Source organism: uncultured Brevundimonas sp. (assembly GCF_963974615.1).
Lineage (GTDB): Bacteria > Pseudomonadota > Alphaproteobacteria > Caulobacterales > Caulobacteraceae > Brevundimonas.
Genome location: NZ_CAXBDH010000003.1, coordinates 70,058 through 88,590 on the forward strand (window position 1 = coordinate 70,058; position 18,533 = coordinate 88,590).

The 18,533-nt window shown below is 64.4% G+C and carries 17 protein-coding genes and 2 tRNA genes; 6 read left to right on the plus strand and 13 right to left on the minus strand.

The genetic code is table 11. The features are described from left to right. The first annotated feature begins 3 nt into the window (after positions 1-3). Entirely contained in the window at positions 4-2,055 is a 2,052-nt protein-coding gene (locus tag AAC050_RS02675; protein ID WP_339913508.1) for a TonB-dependent receptor, read from the plus strand. An 85-nt stretch (positions 2,056-2,140) separates the two neighbouring features. Next, on the plus strand, positions 2,141-4,204 hold the full coding sequence (locus AAC050_RS02680) for a TonB-dependent receptor (RefSeq protein WP_339913509.1): 2,064 nt from the start codon (positions 2,141-2,143) through the stop codon (positions 4,202-4,204). 72 nt (positions 4,205-4,276) lie between these two features. Here the strand turns inward: AAC050_RS02680 and AAC050_RS02685 are convergent, their stop codons facing one another. The 5 genes from AAC050_RS02685 to aroA all read right to left on the minus strand — a co-directional run bounded on the left by AAC050_RS02685 (position 4,277) and on the right by aroA (position 10,976). Next, positions 4,277-6,298 (minus strand): MFS transporter, encoded by a 2,022-nt coding sequence (locus AAC050_RS02685; protein WP_339913510.1) that lies wholly within the window; start codon positions 6,296-6,298, stop codon positions 4,277-4,279. A gap of 328 nt (positions 6,299-6,626) precedes the next feature. Continuing rightward, complete coding sequence (locus tag AAC050_RS02690) at positions 6,627-6,917, minus strand: integration host factor subunit beta (protein WP_339913511.1); 291 nt, start codon at positions 6,915-6,917, stop codon at positions 6,627-6,629. A 249-nt stretch (positions 6,918-7,166) separates the two neighbouring features. Beyond that, positions 7,167-8,876, minus strand: a complete 1,710-nt coding sequence (gene rpsA, locus AAC050_RS02695; RefSeq protein WP_339913512.1) for a 30S ribosomal protein S1 — start codon at positions 8,874-8,876, stop codon at positions 7,167-7,169. A gap of 154 nt (positions 8,877-9,030) precedes the next feature. After that, on the minus strand, positions 9,031-9,681 hold the full coding sequence (cmk, locus tag AAC050_RS02700; protein WP_339913513.1) for a (d)CMP kinase: 651 nt from the start codon (positions 9,679-9,681) through the stop codon (positions 9,031-9,033). After that, entirely contained in the window at positions 9,678-10,976 is a 1,299-nt protein-coding gene (gene aroA / locus AAC050_RS02705; RefSeq protein WP_339913628.1) for a 3-phosphoshikimate 1-carboxyvinyltransferase, read from the minus strand. The genes cmk and aroA overlap by 4 nt, the downstream gene beginning before the upstream one ends. Positions 10,977-11,119: 143 nt before the next feature. On the opposite strand from aroA, the gene AAC050_RS02710 reads away from it, so the two are divergent. The 4 genes from AAC050_RS02710 (at position 11,120) to AAC050_RS02725 (ending at position 12,723) form a co-directional block, all read left to right on the plus strand. Then, a complete protein-coding gene (locus tag AAC050_RS02710; RefSeq protein ID WP_339913514.1) occupies positions 11,120-11,590 on the plus strand; it encodes a TIGR02300 family protein in 471 nt (156 codons plus the stop codon). Between the two features lie 151 nt (positions 11,591-11,741). Next, a tRNA-Ala gene (locus tag AAC050_RS02715) sits at positions 11,742-11,817 on the plus strand. Between the two features lie 149 nt (positions 11,818-11,966). Next, a complete protein-coding gene (locus tag AAC050_RS02720) occupies positions 11,967-12,386 on the plus strand; it encodes an Hsp20 family protein (RefSeq protein WP_339913515.1) in 420 nt (139 codons plus the stop codon). Positions 12,387-12,465: 79 nt separating this feature from the next. Beyond that, a complete protein-coding gene (locus tag AAC050_RS02725) occupies positions 12,466-12,723 on the plus strand; it encodes a DUF1150 family protein (RefSeq protein ID WP_339913516.1) in 258 nt (85 codons plus the stop codon). Between the two features lie 32 nt (positions 12,724-12,755). Here AAC050_RS02725 and AAC050_RS02730 read toward each other — a convergent pair whose 3' ends face one another. The 8 genes from AAC050_RS02730 to AAC050_RS02765 all read right to left on the minus strand — a co-directional run bounded on the left by AAC050_RS02730 (position 12,756) and on the right by AAC050_RS02765 (position 18,489). Then, complete coding sequence (locus AAC050_RS02730) at positions 12,756-13,220, minus strand: PTS sugar transporter subunit IIA (RefSeq protein ID WP_339913517.1); 465 nt, start codon at positions 13,218-13,220, stop codon at positions 12,756-12,758. A 76-nt stretch (positions 13,221-13,296) separates the two neighbouring features. After that, positions 13,297-13,956, minus strand: coding sequence for a ribosome-associated translation inhibitor RaiA (gene raiA, locus AAC050_RS02735; protein ID WP_339913518.1), 660 nt, complete (start codon positions 13,954-13,956; stop codon positions 13,297-13,299). Positions 13,957-14,029: 73 nt separating this feature from the next. Continuing rightward, a complete protein-coding gene (gene rpoN / locus AAC050_RS02740) occupies positions 14,030-15,532 on the minus strand; it encodes an RNA polymerase factor sigma-54 (RefSeq protein ID WP_339913519.1) in 1,503 nt (500 codons plus the stop codon). Between the two features lie 98 nt (positions 15,533-15,630). Next, entirely contained in the window at positions 15,631-16,425 is a 795-nt protein-coding gene (gene lptB, locus AAC050_RS02745; protein WP_339913520.1) for an LPS export ABC transporter ATP-binding protein, read from the minus strand. 26 nt (positions 16,426-16,451) lie between these two features. Next, positions 16,452-16,952 carry an LptA/OstA family protein gene (locus AAC050_RS02750; protein ID WP_339913521.1) on the minus strand — a complete coding sequence of 167 codons (501 nt, stop codon included), beginning with the start codon at positions 16,950-16,952 and terminating at the stop codon, positions 16,452-16,454. Continuing rightward, positions 16,949-17,623, minus strand: coding sequence for an LPS export ABC transporter periplasmic protein LptC (lptC, locus tag AAC050_RS02755; RefSeq protein WP_339913522.1), 675 nt, complete (start codon positions 17,621-17,623; stop codon positions 16,949-16,951). The genes AAC050_RS02750 and lptC overlap by 4 nt, the downstream gene beginning before the upstream one ends. Positions 17,624-17,628: 5 nt before the next feature. Next, a complete protein-coding gene (locus tag AAC050_RS02760) occupies positions 17,629-18,243 on the minus strand; it encodes a ribonuclease D (protein ID WP_339913523.1) in 615 nt (204 codons plus the stop codon). Between the two features lie 159 nt (positions 18,244-18,402). Further along, positions 18,403-18,489, minus strand: a tRNA-Leu gene (locus tag AAC050_RS02765). Positions 18,490-18,533: the final 44 nt, after the last annotated feature.

The following is an 18,533-nucleotide window of genomic DNA, read 5'->3' on the forward strand; positions in this document are numbered from 1 at the left end:
CCAATGACCAAATCCTTGCTGCTGGCGACGACGGCGATTCTGTTCAGCGCGGGCGCGGCCCTGGCCCAGACTCCGGCCGGAACCGAGGCCCCCGGCGCGACCCCGTCGACCGAAGCGGCGGCCCGGTCCGGCGTTCTGGTCTTCACCCCCGACTTCTTCGCCGAGCAGCAACCCAATACGGCGCTGGACATGGTCAACCGGGTACCCGGTTTCTCGGTCGATGACGGCTCGGGCAGTCGCGGGTTCGAAGGCGCGGTCGGCAATGTGCTGATCAACGGCGCACGCCCGGCCTCCAAGAACGATACCGGCTCCAACGTCCTGTCCCGCACTACGGCCAGTCAGGTCGAACGCATCGAACTGATCCGCGGCGGCACGCCCGGCATCGACATGCAGGGCTATTCGGTCGTCGCCAATGTGATCCTCAAGTCCGAGAGTTCGCGGCAACATATCCTGACAACCTCCGCCAGCCTGTACGACGGTGGCCACGACCTGTTCGGGGCCAACTACCAGTTCAGCGCCAGCGAAGGCGACCGCAGCTGGGGCCTGACCCTCAGCGACGGTATCTCGTCCAGCGATTCGAACGGGACCGGCCGGGTGCTGCGCACCGACGGCAACGGCGGGGTGCTCCGCGACGAGAGCATCTTCACAGACGGCTACGGCGGCAGTGACTCGATCCGCGGCAACTATTCGGGTCCGCTGGTCGGCGGCAAGGTCGACCTGACGGCCCGCTACGGCATCAATGACTGGCACGGCCAGCAGCTGCAGACCTCGGCGGTGGCGCGCCGCGAAAGCCTCAACAACGAGGACGGCGACAGCGGCGAGTTCGGCGTCGTCTACACCCGGCCGCTCAGCGAGCGCTGGAAGCTCGAAACCCGTTTCATCCACCAGTTCCGGAGTTTCAGCGGCACGTCATCCCGTCGCCAGACCCTGAACGGCGTCGACCGTCCCGAACAGATCTTCGGCTATGACGGGAATACCTCTGAAACCATCCTGCGCGGCCTGGTCCGTTTCGAACGTTCGCCCCGACTGACCCTCGAGACGGGCGGAGAGCTGGCCTACAATATGCTGGAGATCGACCAGGCCTTCACCGTCGGCGGCGTGGCCGTCCCGCTACCCTCAGCCTCGGTCACGGTCGAGGAAACGCGCGGCGAGGCCTTCGGCAAGGCGACGTTCCGCCTCAACCCCAAATTGACGTTGGAGGGGGGTCTGCGTCTGGAGGGGTCAACCATCAGCCAGTCCGGCGACGCCAACCAGGAGAAGAGCCTGTTCTTCGCCAAACCCCGCTTCCTCGCCACCTGGACGCCGATGGAGAACAATCAGGTCCGCTTCCGCTTTGAACGCGAACTCGGCCAGCTCGACTTCAGCGATTTCGCCGCCTCTGCCGATCTGAACAACGGCAATGTTTTCGGCGGCAACGTCGATCTGGAGCCCGAACAACGCTGGATCAGCGAACTGACCTGGGAGCGCCGCTTCTGGGAGGAGGGCATCGTCAGTGTCGGCCTCAGGCACGACGAGATCATCGACGTGCTCGACAGCATACCCCTGCCGGGTGGACTGTCCGCCACCGGCAATATCGGTAACGGGACGCTGGACCAGTTGTCGATCTCGGCCACCATCCCGACCACAAAACTGGGCCTGTCCGGCGGTGTGTTCACCGTGTCGAATACCTGGAACCACACCGAGGTGATCGACCCCACCACCGGCCGGACCCGGCCGATTTCGCGCGTCCGACCCAGCCAGATCGTGCTCGGCTTCCGCCAGGATATCACCCACCTGAAGGCCCAGTGGGGTTTCAACTTCCTGCCGGCATTCGACCAGCCCACCTACGACCCTGACCAGACACGCACCTTCTATCTGCGCGACTATTTCGAGGCCTGGGCCGAGTACAAGCCGACCGCCGACCTGTCGATCCGGGCCCAGGTCAACATCTGGAACGATTCGACCTTCGAACAGATTGTCTATGCGGACCGCACCACCCGCGCAGTTGCCTACGTGGATCGCCAGCTGATCGACCCGCGCACTTTCTTCCAGATCCGGGTGCGCAAGACCTTCTAGGGACGAACCAGTGGCTATTTTTTCGTCTTGTAACCGGTGATTGACGGTTCGGGCGGTATGGGTGGTCGCGTCCAGGGGAGGCGACATGAGAACCACTGTCTGGCTGACGGGCGCGGTCACGAGCGCCCTCTGCCTGGGGCTGACCACACCCGTTGTGGCCCAGAACAATGGCCCGGGAGCCGACATCGTGGCTCGCCAGGATCCGGAACGTCCCGGGGTGCTGCTCTTTGATCCCGCCTTCTTTGCCGACCTTCGCCCGCGGACAGCGCTGGACATGATCCGGCGCCTGCCCGGCTTCGTCCTGAACAGCGGCAACTCGGACACGCGGGGCCTGGCCGGGACGTCCGGCAATGTCCTGATCGACGGACGTCACCCCTCCACCAAGAGCGAGGGGCTGGACAACCTGCTCGAGAGGATTGCGGTCGATAGCGTCGAACGCATCGAACTGATCCAGGGCAGTGCCCCGGGCATCGACATGCAGGGACGGTCGGTCGTCGCCAATGTGGTGCTGAAGACCAGTGTCACGGTCGAACGGGTTCTGGCCCTGGATACCTACGTCTATGAGGACGGCTATGTCGGACCGATCGTCCGGGCCGAATATTCGCGCCGTGCGGGCGACAACCAGATCGAGGGGGCCGTCAGCGCCACGGTTGATCGCACGGACGGCACGAGCCAGGGCCGCCGCCAACGGTTCGATCCGTCCGGGCTCCTTGTCCAGGACGCCGGGGTCGACGCCTGGGACCGGATCAGAAATGTACGGGCATCGGGCGCGCTCCAACGTCCGCAGGGCGGCGGTCTGCTGCGGCTGACGGCTGTCGCATCCTTCTTCAAGAACGACAGGGAACAGGACGTGACCATCCTGTCGGGTGCAGGCGACGACGATCAAAGTCAGTCGGCCCACGAGTCCCTGAAAGGTGAGTTCGGCGCGCGCTGGACCCGGTCGCTGGGACCGGACACCGAGCTGGAGCTGAACGGTCTGCAGCGTCTGGAGAGCGGTTCGGTCGAATCCGGCTTTGCCCGCACGGGACGGACGGGACTGTTCACGAGCGACTCCACCTCGGGCGAGACGATCGGAAGGGGCGTCGTTCGGTACCGGCGCAATGATCGCTGGTCCTACGAGGGGGGGGGTGAAATCGCCTACAACTTCCTCGACACGGAAAGCGCCTATGAGGAAAACGGCGTGCCCGTCGCCCTGCCCGGAGCCTCCGTGCTGGTAGAGGAGCTGCGGGGAGAGGCTTTTAGCCAGACCACCTGGCACCCAACGCCGAAGCTGACGGTCGAAGGGAGTCTGCGGGTCGAGGTCTCGGAGATTCGCCAGTCGGGTGACACCGACACGGCCAAGTCCTTTGTCTATCCCAAGCCGCGCCTTCTGGTGACCTGGATCCCCGCACCGCAGCATCAGTTCCGCTTTCGCATCGAACGCGAGGTGGGGCAGCTGGACTTTGGCGACTTTGCCGCGTCGGCAGAGGTCGATCTGGGGCAGGTCGAGGCCGGAAATGTCGCTCTGGAGCCCGACAAGACCACCTATTACGAAGGCATCTATGAACGCCGGTTCTGGGACGAAGGGGCGTTCAGTGCGCGGCTGACCCATGCCGAGATCGAGGACTATATCGACATCATTCCTCTGATCGGGGGGTTCGAGGCCCTCGGCAATATCGGCACCGGCACCCAGACCGAGTTCGAGGTCCGCCTGACCCTGCCGGTCGACCGGATCGGCGTGCCCGGCGGGCGTCTGGTGGCGAGGGTCGCTGTTCGGGAAACCAGCATTGTAGACCCGCTGACCGGTGAGTCCCGACGCTTCTCGGGCGACGATGGTTTCGGCTGCGGTGTGACCTTCACCCAGGACCTGTACGGGGGGCGATGGGCGTGGGGCATGAACCACGGATGCGATCTGGACGCCGGCACCAGCTATCGCGTGCGGGAGCTGCGATTCAGGGAATCGGAACCCAGGTTCAATGCCTTCATCCAGTGGAAGCCCTCGGACGACCTGAGCCTCCGTCTGGACGTCAACAATCTGACCGATGCCGAGACCCGGCGTCAGCGGGACATCTATTCCGGACCGCGCAACAGCACGCCGCTGGCCTATCGTGAGACCGATGTGCGGTCTCGAGGATCGTGGCTGTTCCTGCAGATTCGCAAATCGCTCTGACAGCGTGATCCACCCACAAAAAAGGGGCGGAGCCGTTCGGCTCCGCCCCCTTCTCTTGTCAGAGGCCTGACGTCAGGCCTGTTCAGGCCTGGCGATGTTCGCATCTTCCTGACCGCGATCGGTCAGACTCGGCCCGGGATGGTTGTCTGCGTCATTGACCCCATTGGCCCAGCCCTTGATCAGGAAGCTGAGGACGATAAAGCCAACACCGATACCGACACCCCAGAGGCCCAACTGGTTGAAGACCCCCAGCGAGGTCTGCAAGGCTCCAGCCGGATCCAGAACCTGGCCCCCGACCGTTTCGGTCCCGGCGAGGCCCGAGATGACGCCGCCGACATACTGGGCGATCGAACTGGCCAGGAACCAGACGGCCATCATGAAGCTGACCACCGAGGCCACCGACAGCTTGGTGATTTCCGACAGACCCACAGGCGACAGGAAAAGCTCGCCGGTGGTGTGGAACAGATACAGTAGCCCCAGGGTGATGAGCGGCACCTTGAAGGCACTGTCCACCATGCCCGCACCGGCAGCCCAGACCACGATCAGGAAGCCGAGGCCGACCTGAATGATCCCGAGACCGAATTTCATGGTCGGGTTCGGGTCCATCTTGCGACTGGCCAAGAAGGCCCAGAGGGCCGCCAGGATCGGCGCGAAGATCAGGATGAAGCCCGAGTTGAACGACTGGGTCTGGGACGCCGTAATGGTGGCGTCGATCCAGAAGCCGGACGGAGTGATCCCCGCAGCGGCGATCTGGGCCGGCGTGCCGACAGTGATCCCAAACAGCTGGAAGGCGGCCGGGGTCAGGGTCAGGTCGACGTTGCGGTCGGCAAACAGGTTCAGCGAGGTGCCGGCCTGTTCGAACAGGGTGAAGAACACCACCGCCCCAACGATCAGCACCATGGCCAACTGCATCCGCTCGCGCTGGATCTTGTCGCATTTGGTGGCCAGGAACCAAATGATATAGCCCACTGAGGCCACGGTCGCGGCCAGCAGCAGGGCCCCGATGACATTGAGGAATTCGACCGCCTTAACAGCGAAGGAGACCTCGCCGCCCATGGCGGCCACCGTCGACACCGTCTCGGCGACCCAGACCCGCACTGCGGCGTCCGCCACAAACAGCAGGACGATCGGGATCACGCCCAGGACACCGAACAGATAGATCGTCCATTCGCGGTTAAGCGGACCGAAGGTCTTCTCGCGCAGCAGCGCCGGATTCGGTGGCTCGCCCTTGCCTTCCAGCAGGGGTTTGCCGAGCATGAAGACGACCCAGCCTAGTGCCATGCCGACCCCGGCCAGACCGAAGCCCGCCCACCAACCGACGGTCTGCCCCAAAAGGCCACACAAAATCGCGGCCCAGAAAGCCCCCAGATTGATGCCGTAATAGTAGAGGGTGAAGCCCGAATCCCGTCGCGGATCACCCTGCGGATACAGTTGACCGACGATAGTCGAGATGTTCGGTTTCAGGAAACCAACCCCCATGATGATCAGGGAGATCGCCAGATAGAAGACATTGACGCCCAACGGATCGCGCGTCTGTTTCATCTCATAGGATTTTTCGGCCAAGACGGCCGGCAGCGAGGCCCCCGCCGGCAGGTCGGCGATGGCGATGCCGCCGCCGTCGGCCGGACCGAATTTGTATTTAGCGCCGTCTACGACAATCGCGACCTCACGGTTGGCTCCCCGCCCTTCGGCGGCGATCTCATAAGCGGTGCCGGCATAGGTCAGGGTCTCGGTAGCGGGCCGGCCTTCAACGGCCATCATGCCGTGACCGGCGACCAGCAGAAGGGCCCCGAAGGCGATGGCCTTGCGGGTGCCCAGGAATCGGTCGGCCATGATGCCGCCGAGCAGCGGCAGCAGATAGACCAGAGAGGTATAGGAGCCGTAGGTTGAGCCCGAGCGCGCATCATCGAACAGGAAGTGCTGGGTCAGGAAGAAGATCAGGATGCCGCGCATCCCGTAGTAGGAGAACCGCTCCCACATTTCCGCGAAGAACAGGATGATCAGCCCGCGCGGGTGGTTTTTGAGGATCTGGATCAGCACGGGCACGCCCGTGAGCAGGGTGATGATCAGACCCAGGATGATGACGATATTCATGCCTAGCCTTTGGATATGGGGCCAGCGGCCCAATTGTCTTCCGGATTGGGCGCGCGAACAGCTCGCAACCCCGCCCCCCAGCGAAGCGATGATAGGACCACCAGGATCGATGCTTTACAAGCGGTAACCCTTCGTGAGCTCGTCGACGACGGTCATCCGACTCCGTCATACAGGGACTTTGTGGAAGCGCCGGTCGGACAGGATCGCAAAGGGCGGTCAGGAATCAGTCCCAAGACTGTGCCTTCAACTGATCGCGAGGCCGACAACACGATGCTTAGTGCCGAACGTCCGGCATTCGTTCAGCATTCCAGCAGAGCTACATTCCTGGTCAGGCGTCGCCCGACGCATTCAGGCGTTCACGGAGTTCCTTGCCGCTCTTGAAAAAGGGCACGGCTTTCGCGGGCACGTCGACGGCTTCCCCGGTTCGGGGGTTGCGACCGGCACGGGCAGGCCGGCTGCGAACAGAAAACGCGCCGAAGCCACGGATCTCGACCCGACCGCCATCGCCCAGGGAGTCGATCATCTGTCCCAGCACGATGTTCACGACCCGTTCGACCTCGGCGTGGGTAAGGTGAGGGTTTTCTACCGCCAGCTTCTCGATCAGCTCGGATTTGATCATCGTCAGCTCCCCGCCCTGTTCCATCGTCCCGGATACACTGTGTCCCGGCCCGGCCCGCTTGCCGGAACACCCTAGTCTTCGCCCGCCAGCTGAAAAAGAGCCTCGGAAAGGATTCAAGGCAATTCGTCCGTCGAACGCTCGCATCCGTACACATATCGCCCGGCCTGACCATAGACTGAGGGCGATTGCGCATGAAAAAGGGCGACCGGATCGCTCCGGTCGCCCCATTCATCTGGTCGAAGGCAGAAACTATTCCTTCGTGCTGGCCTTTTCGCGCAGGGCGGCTCCGAGGATATCGCCCAGCGACGCGCCGGAATCCGACGAACCGAACTGTTCGATAGCCGAAGCCTCGTCCTTCATCTCCAGCGCCTTGATCGACACCGAGACGCGGCGCGTGGCCTTGTCGATGCCGGTGATCATGGCGTCGACGCGGTCACCCACGGCGTAGCGCTCGGGGCGCTGTTCGGCCCGGTCGCGCGACAGGTCGGACTTGCGAACGAAGGCCGAGACCGGCGCGTCGTCTTCACCGAATTTGACTTCGATGCCGCCGGTTTCGATCGCCGTGACGGTGACGGTGACCTGCTGGTTCTTCTTGTAGGGGTCGCCTTCCATCGGATCGCCGCCGAGCTGCTTGATGCCCAACGAGACGCGTTCCTTCTCGACGTCGACGTCCAGAACCTTGGCCTTGACCGTCTCACCCTTGCGATAGCGCTGGATGGCTTCTTCGCCCGAGACGTTCCAGTCGAGGTCCGACAGGTGGACCATGCCGTCGATGTCGTTGTCGAGACCGATGAACAGACCGAACTCGGTGGCGTTCTTGACCTCGCCCTCGACGGTCGAGCCGATCGGGTTGGCGGCCACAAAGGCATCCCACGGATTGTCCTGGGCCTGCTTCAGGCCCAGCGAGATGCGGCGCTTGGAGGCGTCGACATCCAGAACCACGACGTCGACTTCCTGCGAGGTCGAGACGATCTTGCCGGGGTGGACGTTCTTCTTGGTCCAGGACATTTCCGAGACGTGGACCAGACCTTCAACGCCGGCTTCCAGCTCAACGAATGCGCCGTAGTCGGTGATGTTGGTGATACGGCCGGTATATTTGGCACCGACCGGGTATTTGGCTTCAACGCCATCCCACGGGTCCGACTGCAGCTGCTTCATGCCGAGGCTGATGCGCTGGGTGTCCGGGTTGATCTTGACGATCTGGACCTTGACGGTGTCGCCCACGGCCAGGACCTGGCTCGGATGCGAGACGCGCTTCCACGACATGTCGGTGACGTGCAGCAGGCCGTCGATGCCGCCCAGATCCACGAACGCGCCGTAGTCGGTGATGTTCTTGACCACGCCTTCGCGGACTTCACCCTCTTGCAGCTGGCCAACCAGCTCGGTGCGCTGTTCGGCGCGGGCTTCTTCCAGGATGGCGCGACGCGAGACGACGATGTTGCCGCGCGGACGGTCCATTTTCAGGATGGCGAAGGGCTGTTCCTTGCCCATCAGCGGAGCGACGTCGCGCACAGGGCGGATGTCGACCTGCGAACCCGGCAGGAAGGCGGATGCGCCGCCGAGGTCGACGGTGAAGCCACCCTTCACGCGGCCGACGATGGCCCCCATGACCGGCTGCTCTTCGGCGAAGACCAGTTCCAGACGGGTCCAGGCTTCCTCGCGACGCGCCTTGTCGCGGCTGATGACAGCTTCACCCAGGGCGTTCTCGACGCGCTCCAGATAGACCTCGACGTTGTCGCCGACCTTGGGCAGGGCCGCGCCGTCGCCCTGGCCGAATTCGCGCATGGCGATGCGACCTTCGGTCTTGAGGCCGACGTCGATGATGACGACGTCTTTTTCGATGCCGACGACGAGGCCGTGAATGACCTGGCCTTCGCCGAGGTCGCGGCCCTGCAGTTGTTCGTCGAGCAGCGCGGCGAAATCGTCACGCGAGGGGGTGAAGGATTGTGTGTCAGTCATGAAGCTATGGGGTTTCTGAATGGGTTGTGGCGCGTGACCGAACGGCCCCGCGCGAGGTGAAGATAAATGGGAATCAAGTCGTAGCGACGCGAGGCCATATTGAGCCAGAACACCCGCGGAAGCCGAGAATGACGCGTTGGATTTGTCCTGGATCTTACAGACCGTGTCGGACGCGCGCCGCCTCGACGATACGGCGGGCCGCATCGAAGGCCGTCTCTATACCCATTTCAGTCGTATCCAGCAAGACGGCGTCGCCTGCCTGGATCATCGGGGCCGCGCCCCGCCCGGCGTCCCGCTCGTCGCGACGGATAATGTCGGCCAGCATGTCCTCAAACGGGATGTCCTCGCCGCGGGCCGTCAGTTGCAGCCAGCGGCGCCGGGCGCGGACCTCGGGAGTGGCCATGACGAACAGCTTGGCCGCCGCATCCGGGGCAATCACCGTGCCGATATCCCGTCCGTCCAGCACAGCCCCGCCCGCCTGCCGGGCAAATGCCTGCTGCAGGTCCAGCAAGGCATCCCGTACGCCCGGGTGACCGGCGACCCGGCTGGCGGCCTCGCCGGCACCACGGTCAGTCAATCGTTCGACGTCGTGCAGGCCGTCGACCTTCAGGGCCCGGGCCACAGCCTCGGCCGCGACCGCGTCATCGAGGGACAGGTTCGCGTCCTGAAGACTCAGGCCGACCGCACGATAGAGAAGACCCGTATCCAGGTACGGCAGGCCATAATGGTGCGCCAGCCGGGCGGCGATCGTGCCCTTGCCTGAGGCGGCGGGGCCGTCGACGGCGATGATCAGGGGACGTGTCATTCAACAGTGGCGATATCGGCCCCGAGGCCGCGCATCAACTCCACAAAGCCCGGAAAGCTGGTGGCAATCATGCCGGGCTCGTCGACAGTAACGGCATTTTGGGCGGCGAGGCCGAGCACCAGATGGCTCATGGCGATGCGATGGTCACCGTGGGTGGTCACGGTCGCGCCGCCCCGCACCGGGCCGCCGGTGACGATGAAGCCTTCCGGCTCCTCCTCGACCGTGACGCCGCAGGCGGTCAGACCAGCGACCATCAGGGCGATGCGGTCACTCTCCTTGAGCCGCATCTCGCCGATGCCGCGCATGACGGTGCGCCCCTCGGCGAAGGCGGCGGTCGCGGCCAGGATCGGGTATTCGTCGATCATCGACGCCGCCCGTTCAGGCGGCACGATCACACCCGTCAGGGCCGAGTACCGGGCGGTGACATCCCCGACCTCCTCGCCGCCGGCCATGCGGCGGTTGGTGACGGTCAGATCCGCGCCCATCTCGATCCAGGTGTCGAACAGGCCGGTACGCAGCGGGTTCAGCATCACCCCCTCGACGGTGACCTCCGAGCCGGGCACGATCAGGCCGGCGGCCAGCGGGAAGGCGGCCGAGGACGGGTCGCCCGGCACAGCGACGGCGGTGCCCGTCAGGGTCTGGCCGCCCTGCAGCCGGATGCACCAGCCGTCACCGGACGGCTCAACCTCCACGGTCGCACCAAAGGCGCGCAGCATCCGTTCAGTATGGTCGCGGCTCTTTACCGGCTCGGTCACCGAGGTAACTCCATCGGCATTGAGGGCCGCCAGCAGGATCGCCGACTTCACCTGGGCCGAAGCGACGGTCTGGACATGGTCGATCGGCTGCAGATGCCCGCCCCCCTGTTCGAACGGCAGGTGACTCGCGTCAAAATTGGCCCCCATCGCCTGCAGCGGTTCGCTGACCCGCTGCATCGGCCGTTTCCGCAGGCTGGCGTCACCATCGAAGGTCACGATGATCGGATAGCCCGCAGCGGCCCCCATCAGCAGCCGCACACCGGTACCGGCATTGCCGCAGTCGATGACGCCGGCCGGCGTTTTGAACCCGCCCCGGCCCGTGACGCGCCATCTGCCGTCACCGAGCCGCTGGACCCCCGCACCGAAGGCCTCGACGGCGCGCGCGGTCGCCAGAATGTCCTCCCCCTCCAGCAAACCCTCGATTTCGGTCACGCCGGTGGCCATTGCGCCGAGGATCAGGGCGCGGTGTGAAATTGACTTGTCGCCCGGCGCACGAACGACACCTGCCAGCGGCGGGCTCGGTCGGGCGGTCAATTTCAAGGGCGTGGGCACCCGCAGCGCTCTCTGATGGTGGAAGGACGACCATGGCCCGAAGCCGGCGGCGCGAAGATGGCTTTTGACAGCGGGCCCGCAGGGTGGCAAGGGACGCGCCCGAATTCCAACCCCCTGCCAGAGGTACAACCGTGGCCAATCCCGAACTGGGTACCAAGCAGGTCTGCCCGAACTGCCAAGCCAAATTCTATGATCTGGGCCGGCGTCCGGCACACTGCCCCAAATGCGCCAACGAATTCGACCCCGAGGAGGCGCTGAAGCTGCGCAGCCGTCGCGGCCGTCCTGGCGGTTATCCGGCCGACGACGAAACCGAGACCGAAGAGGTCGTCACCAAAAAACCGGCGTCCGACGACGACGACGACGAGGAAGAAACGGTCGCGACGCCGGAAATCGATCAGGAAGGCCACGAACCGATCGTGACCCCTGACGACGACGACGATACCGCCGCCGACGCTTCCGAAGAGTCGGGCATGGGCTCGACGGACGGCGACGACGATGTTCTCGACGACGATGACGACGACGATTCCGTCCCCTTCATCGAAGACGAGGACGACGACGCCTTCGACGGCAGCGTGTCAAAACCGGCCAAGGACGAGGACTGATCCGGGGCCGTTCAGCCCGTCTGATGGCGGTTTGAACGGGGGTGAAAATAAATGGCGGAACCGGGCTTGATCACCGCAAGACCCTGACATAGGTTCCGCCGCCTCGCCGCACCCCTCCTCCGGAGTGTTCAGCGATCCGACCGAAAGGTTCGGGGCTTTAGCTCAGCTGGTAGAGCGCTTGCATGGCATGCAAGAGGTCAGCGGTTCGACTCCGCTAAGCTCCACCATCGAAGGCCCTGCGGGAAACCGCGGGGCCTTCGTCCTTTCGGGCCCGCTTGAACTCGGGAACAGGCCGCACCATTTACAATCTGAAGCCGCCGCCTTGCCGATTTCCGGGAGGCGCAAAGGCTTGGGTCGCTTCCGCAAGGACCTCAGAATGACGACGCGCACCATCCTGTTCGACAGCCCCTTTTTACTGGGTTTTGATCATACCCGCGCCCTGATTGACCGGGCCGCACGCGCCGCCGCGGAAAGCTATCCCCCGTACAATGTTGAACAATGCGACGAAGCGTCCGTCCGCATCAGCTTGGCCGTAGCCGGCTTTTCGCCGGACGACCTGGCCATCACCCTCGAAGGTCGACAGTTGACCATCACCGGCAAGCGCGAGGAACCGGCCAAGGCCGAACAGGCCTTCCTGCATCGCGGCATCGCCGGACGCGGTTTTGTCCGCAGTTTCGTCCTGGCGGACGGGCTGGAGGTCGAGGCGGCCCGGCTGGAGCACGGGTTGCTGCATGTCGACCTGCGCCGCCCCGACGATGCCGTAACGATTCAGAGAATCCCCATCACAGCCGGGTAGGCTTTCGTCAGCCTCTCGCCGGAGCGCTTCGATCGCCGATTTCCCTCATGCAAGCAGGGCCGAAAACAGAAGGGCTCAAATGACCCCCATCAAGATGACCCAAGAAGATTTCGCCGGGCTCGGTGCGCCGGCTCTCGTCTATGTGCGGGCCATCAAGGCCGCAGAGGTCCTTGCTGACACACCGGACATGACCGTCAGGGAACTCGAGATCCGGCCGGACCAGATCCTGTTTGCGGTGCACGGTGCCGATGGGCAGCGGCTGGCGGTGCTGATGGACCGCGAAGCCGCCTTCGCTGCCGCCGAGGCCAACGAACTGGAGCCCGTTTCAGTCCACTGAGGCGCGTTGTCAGCCAGTATGACCCGACGTCGTCAGGCGGCTGTTGCCGTAGCCTCGCGTACGAACAGGGCATGGATCGCATCGCTCGTGTGCGCCTGACGCAGATGCTCTCGCAGCGCCGGAGACCGAAGCGCACGTGATGCGGCCGCCAGGGCCCGGAGGTGGTCGGCACCGTCGCGCGGCGGCGCGAACAGGGCGAACATGAGATCGACCGGACGATCATCCACCGCACCATAGGCAACCGGCGTGTCCAGACGCACGAACACCGCCGAAACACGATCGATTCCTTCAATCCGGGCATGGGGAACCGCGACGCCCGAACCCAGCCCGGTCGAGCCCAACGCCTCACGTTCAAGCAGCGCCTCCAGAACCCGGGCCTCAGGGAGGCCGAGGGTGGCGGCCGCAGCTTCAGCGACAACATGCAGAGCCTGTCGCTTCGACGACGCTCCGCTGCGCAGGACAACGCCGTCCTGGCTGAGCAATTCACCGATGTCCATACTATCCCCGACTCTTACTCAATCATTCCCGGAGGGGTGGGCGCCGTCTAGACGCTTCGGCCCGTCAGGGAAAGCACTATGACCCGGAACCGTTTACAGAACGGTGTCCACTGACCGCCTTGGTGCGTTCAGGATCAATCCACCCGATATTGCCGTCCGGGCGGCGGTAGACCACGGATAGCCCGCCATGAGCGGCATTGCGGAACAGCACCACCGGATAGCCGGTCATATCCAGCTCCATCACAGCGCGCCCGACCGTCAGGGTTCGAATTTCGGCCTCGGTTTCGGCGATGACCATGCCGACCGACGATTGTTCGTCGACCGCGCCCGCATCCCCGAGATCCTCTTCATCCCCATCGGAACTGTGAAACACCGTCATCGAGGCCACTTCACGGGCCGCGTTCTCGGTTTTCTCGGGGGACAGTCCCCGCGGGCCCGCATGGTGGTTCTTGAGTCGGCGCTTGTAGCGTCGCACCCGTTTCTCAAGTTTATCCAGGCCGTCGGTGAAGGCTCCCTGGGCGTCACCGCCCTGTCCGGTGGTGACGATCACCTCACCGGAAGCAAGTCGGACCCAGCAGTCGACCTTGAAGCCGTACCCGTCCTTGGACACCACGACCTCGGCCTTTGAGCCGCCGCGTTCGAAATATTTTCCGATGCTTTCCTGGAGTTCCTGGGAGATGCGCGAGCCTAACGCTTCGCCGACATCCATATGCTTACCGCTGACTTGCACCTGCATGGAAATACAACGCAGCCGCCCGCGTTTGGTGTCAACGGGGATCACCGAATTGTGGTCGCCAACCGGGGATAATTCAGCCGCTTCTCAGCATCCGCTTGCGCTCGACCGACGACGGAATTCGCAGGGCTTCGCGATATTTCGCCACCGTGCGCCGGGCGATGTCGATTCCCGCTTCCCGCAGGATCTCAACAATGCGGTCGTCGGACAGGATATCACCGTCGCGAGCTTCGCTCTCGATCATGGCGCGGATGCGATGCCGGACCGCTTCCGCAGAATGCAGGGCCCCGCCGTCGGAGGACTGGATGGCTGCGGTAAAGAAGAATTTCAGCTCGAACACGCCGCGCGGCGTTGAAACATATTTGTTTGAAGTCACCCGGCTGACGGTCGATTCGTGCATGCCGATGGCCTCGGCCACCGTCTTGAGGTTCAGGGGACGCAGGAATTCGACACCGAAGGCCAGAAAGGCGTCTTGCTGGCGCACGATTTCGGACGAGACCTTGAGAATGGTTCTGGCCCGCTGGTCCAGCGACTTGACCAGCCAGCTGGCCTGGGCGGCGCAGTCGGCGACAAAGGCCTTTTCGGTTTCCGACCTGGCTCCGGCGGCAACGACACCATGATAGCGCTTGTCCATCAGCAGGCGTGGCAGGCTGTCGGCGTTTAATTCCACCCGCCAGCCTCCGGCCGGATCGGCCCGGACATGGACATCGGGAATCACGGTCTGGGCCGGATCGCCACCAAAGCCGGACCCGGGACGGGGTGTCAGCGCCTTCAGCTCGGCGATCATCTCGGCCATATCCTCGGCGTCAACGCCGCAGGCCTTGCGCAGGGCCGACAGATCGTGACGGGCCAGAAGCTGGAGGTTGTCGAGCAGGGCGGCCATGGCCGGGTCGAAACGGTTGCGCTCGACCAGTTGCAGCTTCAGGCACTCGGGAACGGAACGGGCCATGACTCCGGTCGGCTCGAAGCCCTGGCACAGGACGAGAACGGCCTCGATGCGATCGGGCGCGCAGCCCAGTCGATCGGCGATCTCGTCAAGTTCGGCGCGCAGATAGCCGCCCTCGTCGACCCCGTCGATCAGGGCGAGGGCAATGGCATGGTCCGTGGTGTCGAAGCCCGCCGATGAAGCCTGGGCCTGCAGGTGCTCCCACAGGGTCAGCTCACGGCGATCCGGACGTTCCCCGCCCTCGCCGTCGGCGATGGAACCGCCCTTGCCGGCCCGGGACCAGTCGGACAGGCCCGGCTGGGCCTCGTCGGCCATACGGTCGGTGGCGCGCTCGCCCTGGGTGGCGTCGCCGTAGACATCGTCCTCACGGGCATCGAGCGTGCGCTCCCCGTCCCGGGCGCGACCGTCCTCAAAGCTCAGTTCGGCGCTGTCAGCAGACACGGTCTCAACAGGGCTGTCCGGCGCATCGCCCTCGACTTCTTCACGTTGCAGCAGCGGATTGCGCTCGATCTCGGCCTCGACGAAGGCGTCGAGTTCCTGGTTCGACAGCTGCAGCAGCTTGATCGCCTGCTGCAGCTGGGGCGTGATGACCAGTCCCTGGCCCTGCCGTACCTCAAGCCTCTGACCGATCACTTCGGATTGCCCCCACAGCCTCGTCGCCGGGCGTGGCCCGAAACTTGCTACAGGCAGAATGCCGGGAAGCGGTTAACGAGCGGCGAACGCCGACAAGCTCAGCCGTACATGTCGCCGAGATAGACCCGGCGGACCTCCGGATCACGGATGATGTCCTGGGCCGCACCAGCGAACAGCACCGCACCACCCGAAATGATCGTCGCATGGTCGATGATGTCGAGGGTTTCGCGAACATTGTGATCGGTGATCAGCACCCCGATGCCCTGACTGGACAGATAACCGATGACCTGACGGATGTCGGCGATGGCCAGGGGGTCAATACCGGCGAAGGGCTCGTCCAGCAGCATGAAGGACGGTCGGCCGGCCAGGGCCCGGGCGATCTCGCAGCGCCGCCGCTCGCCGCCGGACAGGCCGGCCGCCGGAGCGTGGCGCAGGTGGTCGATGCGCAATTCCTCGAGCAGACGCGTGGTTTCTTCCGCGACGGCGGCGGCCCCCGACTGGTGCAGCTCGGCCACGGCGCGGATGTTCTGCTCGACCGTCATGCCCCGAAAGATCGAGGGCTCCTGGGCCAGATAGCCCAGCCCCATGCGCGCGCGCTGGTACATCGGTTGGGCCGTGATATCCTCGCCGTCCAGCCATATCCTGCCGGAGTCTGGCGGGATCAGGCCGGTGATCATGTAGAAACAGGTGGTCTTGCCCGCACCGTTGGGCCCCAGCAGGCCGGCGACCTCGCCGCGCTGCACCGTCAGGGAGACGTCGCGCACAACCTGACGGGCCCCGAATGAACGGGCGAGGTGTTCGACACGGAGGCCCGTAGCGCGCGACGGTTCGACCGGTACATCGGCGACCGGGGCTTCATCCAGATTGAGTGCGGAAAGTTCCTTGCGCGCCACGGTTCAGATCCAGCCGGCCCGGGGGCTCAGCCGCCGCTCTTTTGCGGATAGAACACGCCCTGGATACGCTGCCCCGCGCCGCCGTCGGAGGAGCCTTCCATGCGCGCGGTTCCCGTATCGATATTGTAGGTCAGTCGCCGGCCCGTCAGCACGTTGCGCCCCTGGGTCAGGATCACCTCGCCGGTTATCACGATGTTGGCCGTAGCCACCGTATAGACGGCGCGGTCACCACGGATCGTCTCGGTCGGGGTGACATAGTAGACATTGCCCGAAGCCGTGACCTGGCTGATGCCGCCCGAGTCGCCGCCGACGCCCTGGATTCCGTCAGCGCGCAGGCGATTGTCGCCCTGAAGCACCTCGGCACGGCCACTCAGGGAAAAGCCGGTTGGGGTGCGCTCAGCGCGGTCAGCCCCGATCATGATCGGCTGATTGCTGGGATTCACAGGGGACTGGGCCGTCGCCGCGCCGGCCGCAGCGGCCAGAACGAGGCCGAGCGCCGCGGCACCTGCAAGAATTGATCTGATCATCGGTCTTCTCTTCCACCCGATCGCGTGGTGTTGAACACACCGTGGACCTTATTCTCACCAGAGCCGCTGAACACCACCCGTTCGCCCTGATCATAGATCGCATAGGACGAAGCGGAGATGGTTCCAAGGGGCCCCTGCCCGTCAACACCCTTTGAACCGGTCACAATACCCGTCGCCGTGTCGACCACGGCCTCGGGCGTGGTCAGGACGAAACCGGAGCCGCCATCGCTGATTTTCACATTGGGCCCGATCGTCACTGTGCGTGCCGCTTCGTTGTAGAGGCCGCCGTCGGCGGTCATTTCCGTGACCTTGCGCCCCCCCAGATTCAGCCGCAACACCGGCCCGATCAAACGAAACTGCCCGGTGTCAGTGTCACGAACCGCGCCCTGGGCCCCGATCACAAACGATCGCCCCTGGGCGTCCTGACCATGAAACATCGGATTATCGAGACGAATCTCCTGATTCTGGCCCGCCTTGCGCTCGACATTGGACATCACGCTGCGAAAGACCATCCAGGTCACCGTTCCGCCCGCCAGCACCAGAATCAGGATCGGCAGGATCCTTCGCAGCAGATGCACCCGCCTGGAATGAACCCGCCAGCGCTCACCCGCCGCGGCCACCCGGGCCTCGTCAGCGCGTATTCGCTCCTCTGGCCGCTCCTGGTCGGTCATCGGGGTCAGCTATGGGCGAAGATGTCGACTTCGTCCCAGCCGGCGAGGTCGAGGCGGGCCCGGACCGGCAGGAAGTCGAAACAGGCCCGGGCCAGTTCGGTTCGCCCCTCGCGCTCCAGCATCATGTCGAGTTTGGCCTTGATGGCGTGCAGATACAGCACGTCGGAAGCGGCATATTCCAGCTGGGCCGGGCTCAGCTCGGCCGCACCCCAGTCGGAGCTCTGCTGGGCCTTGGACAGATCGATGCCCGCCAGTTCGCGCGCAACATCCTTGAGCCCGTGGCGATCGGTGTAGGTCCGGGCCAGCCTGGAGGCGATCTTGGTGCAGTAGACCGGACGGGTCTCGACCCCGAGGTGCAGCTGCACCATGCCAATGTCGAACCGGCCGAAATGAAAGATTTTGAGCACCTTCGGATCGGCCATCAGCCGCTTCAGGTTCGGGCAGTCATAGGCCGGGCGGTTCAGCCGCACCACATGGGCGTCGCCGTCGCCGGACGACAGCTGAACCACGCACAGGGGGTCACGCCCCAGGCGCAATCCCATGGTTTCGGAATCGATCGCGACCTCGGGACCGAGGTCGAGATCATCGGGCAGGTCGCCTTCGTGCAGATGGACGGTCATGAGTTCAGGGCTTTCATCACACCGATACTAGAACATTATCGGTCAGAAATGCGCCCCCGGTGACGACGCCCCCTGTGGCACGGCGTCCGCGGAGGCGGTCGAGGTTCGGGTGATAAACGAACGGCGCCGCATCGCAAGGATGCAGCGCCGCCGAAAATATGGTGCCCAGGAGAGGACTCGAACCTCCACGACATTTCTATCACTGGCACCTGAAGCCAGCGCGTCTACCAATTCCGCCACCTGGGCCCAGACGTTTCCGTCCGGAAGGCGCGGACCCTTAAGGCAGCGTA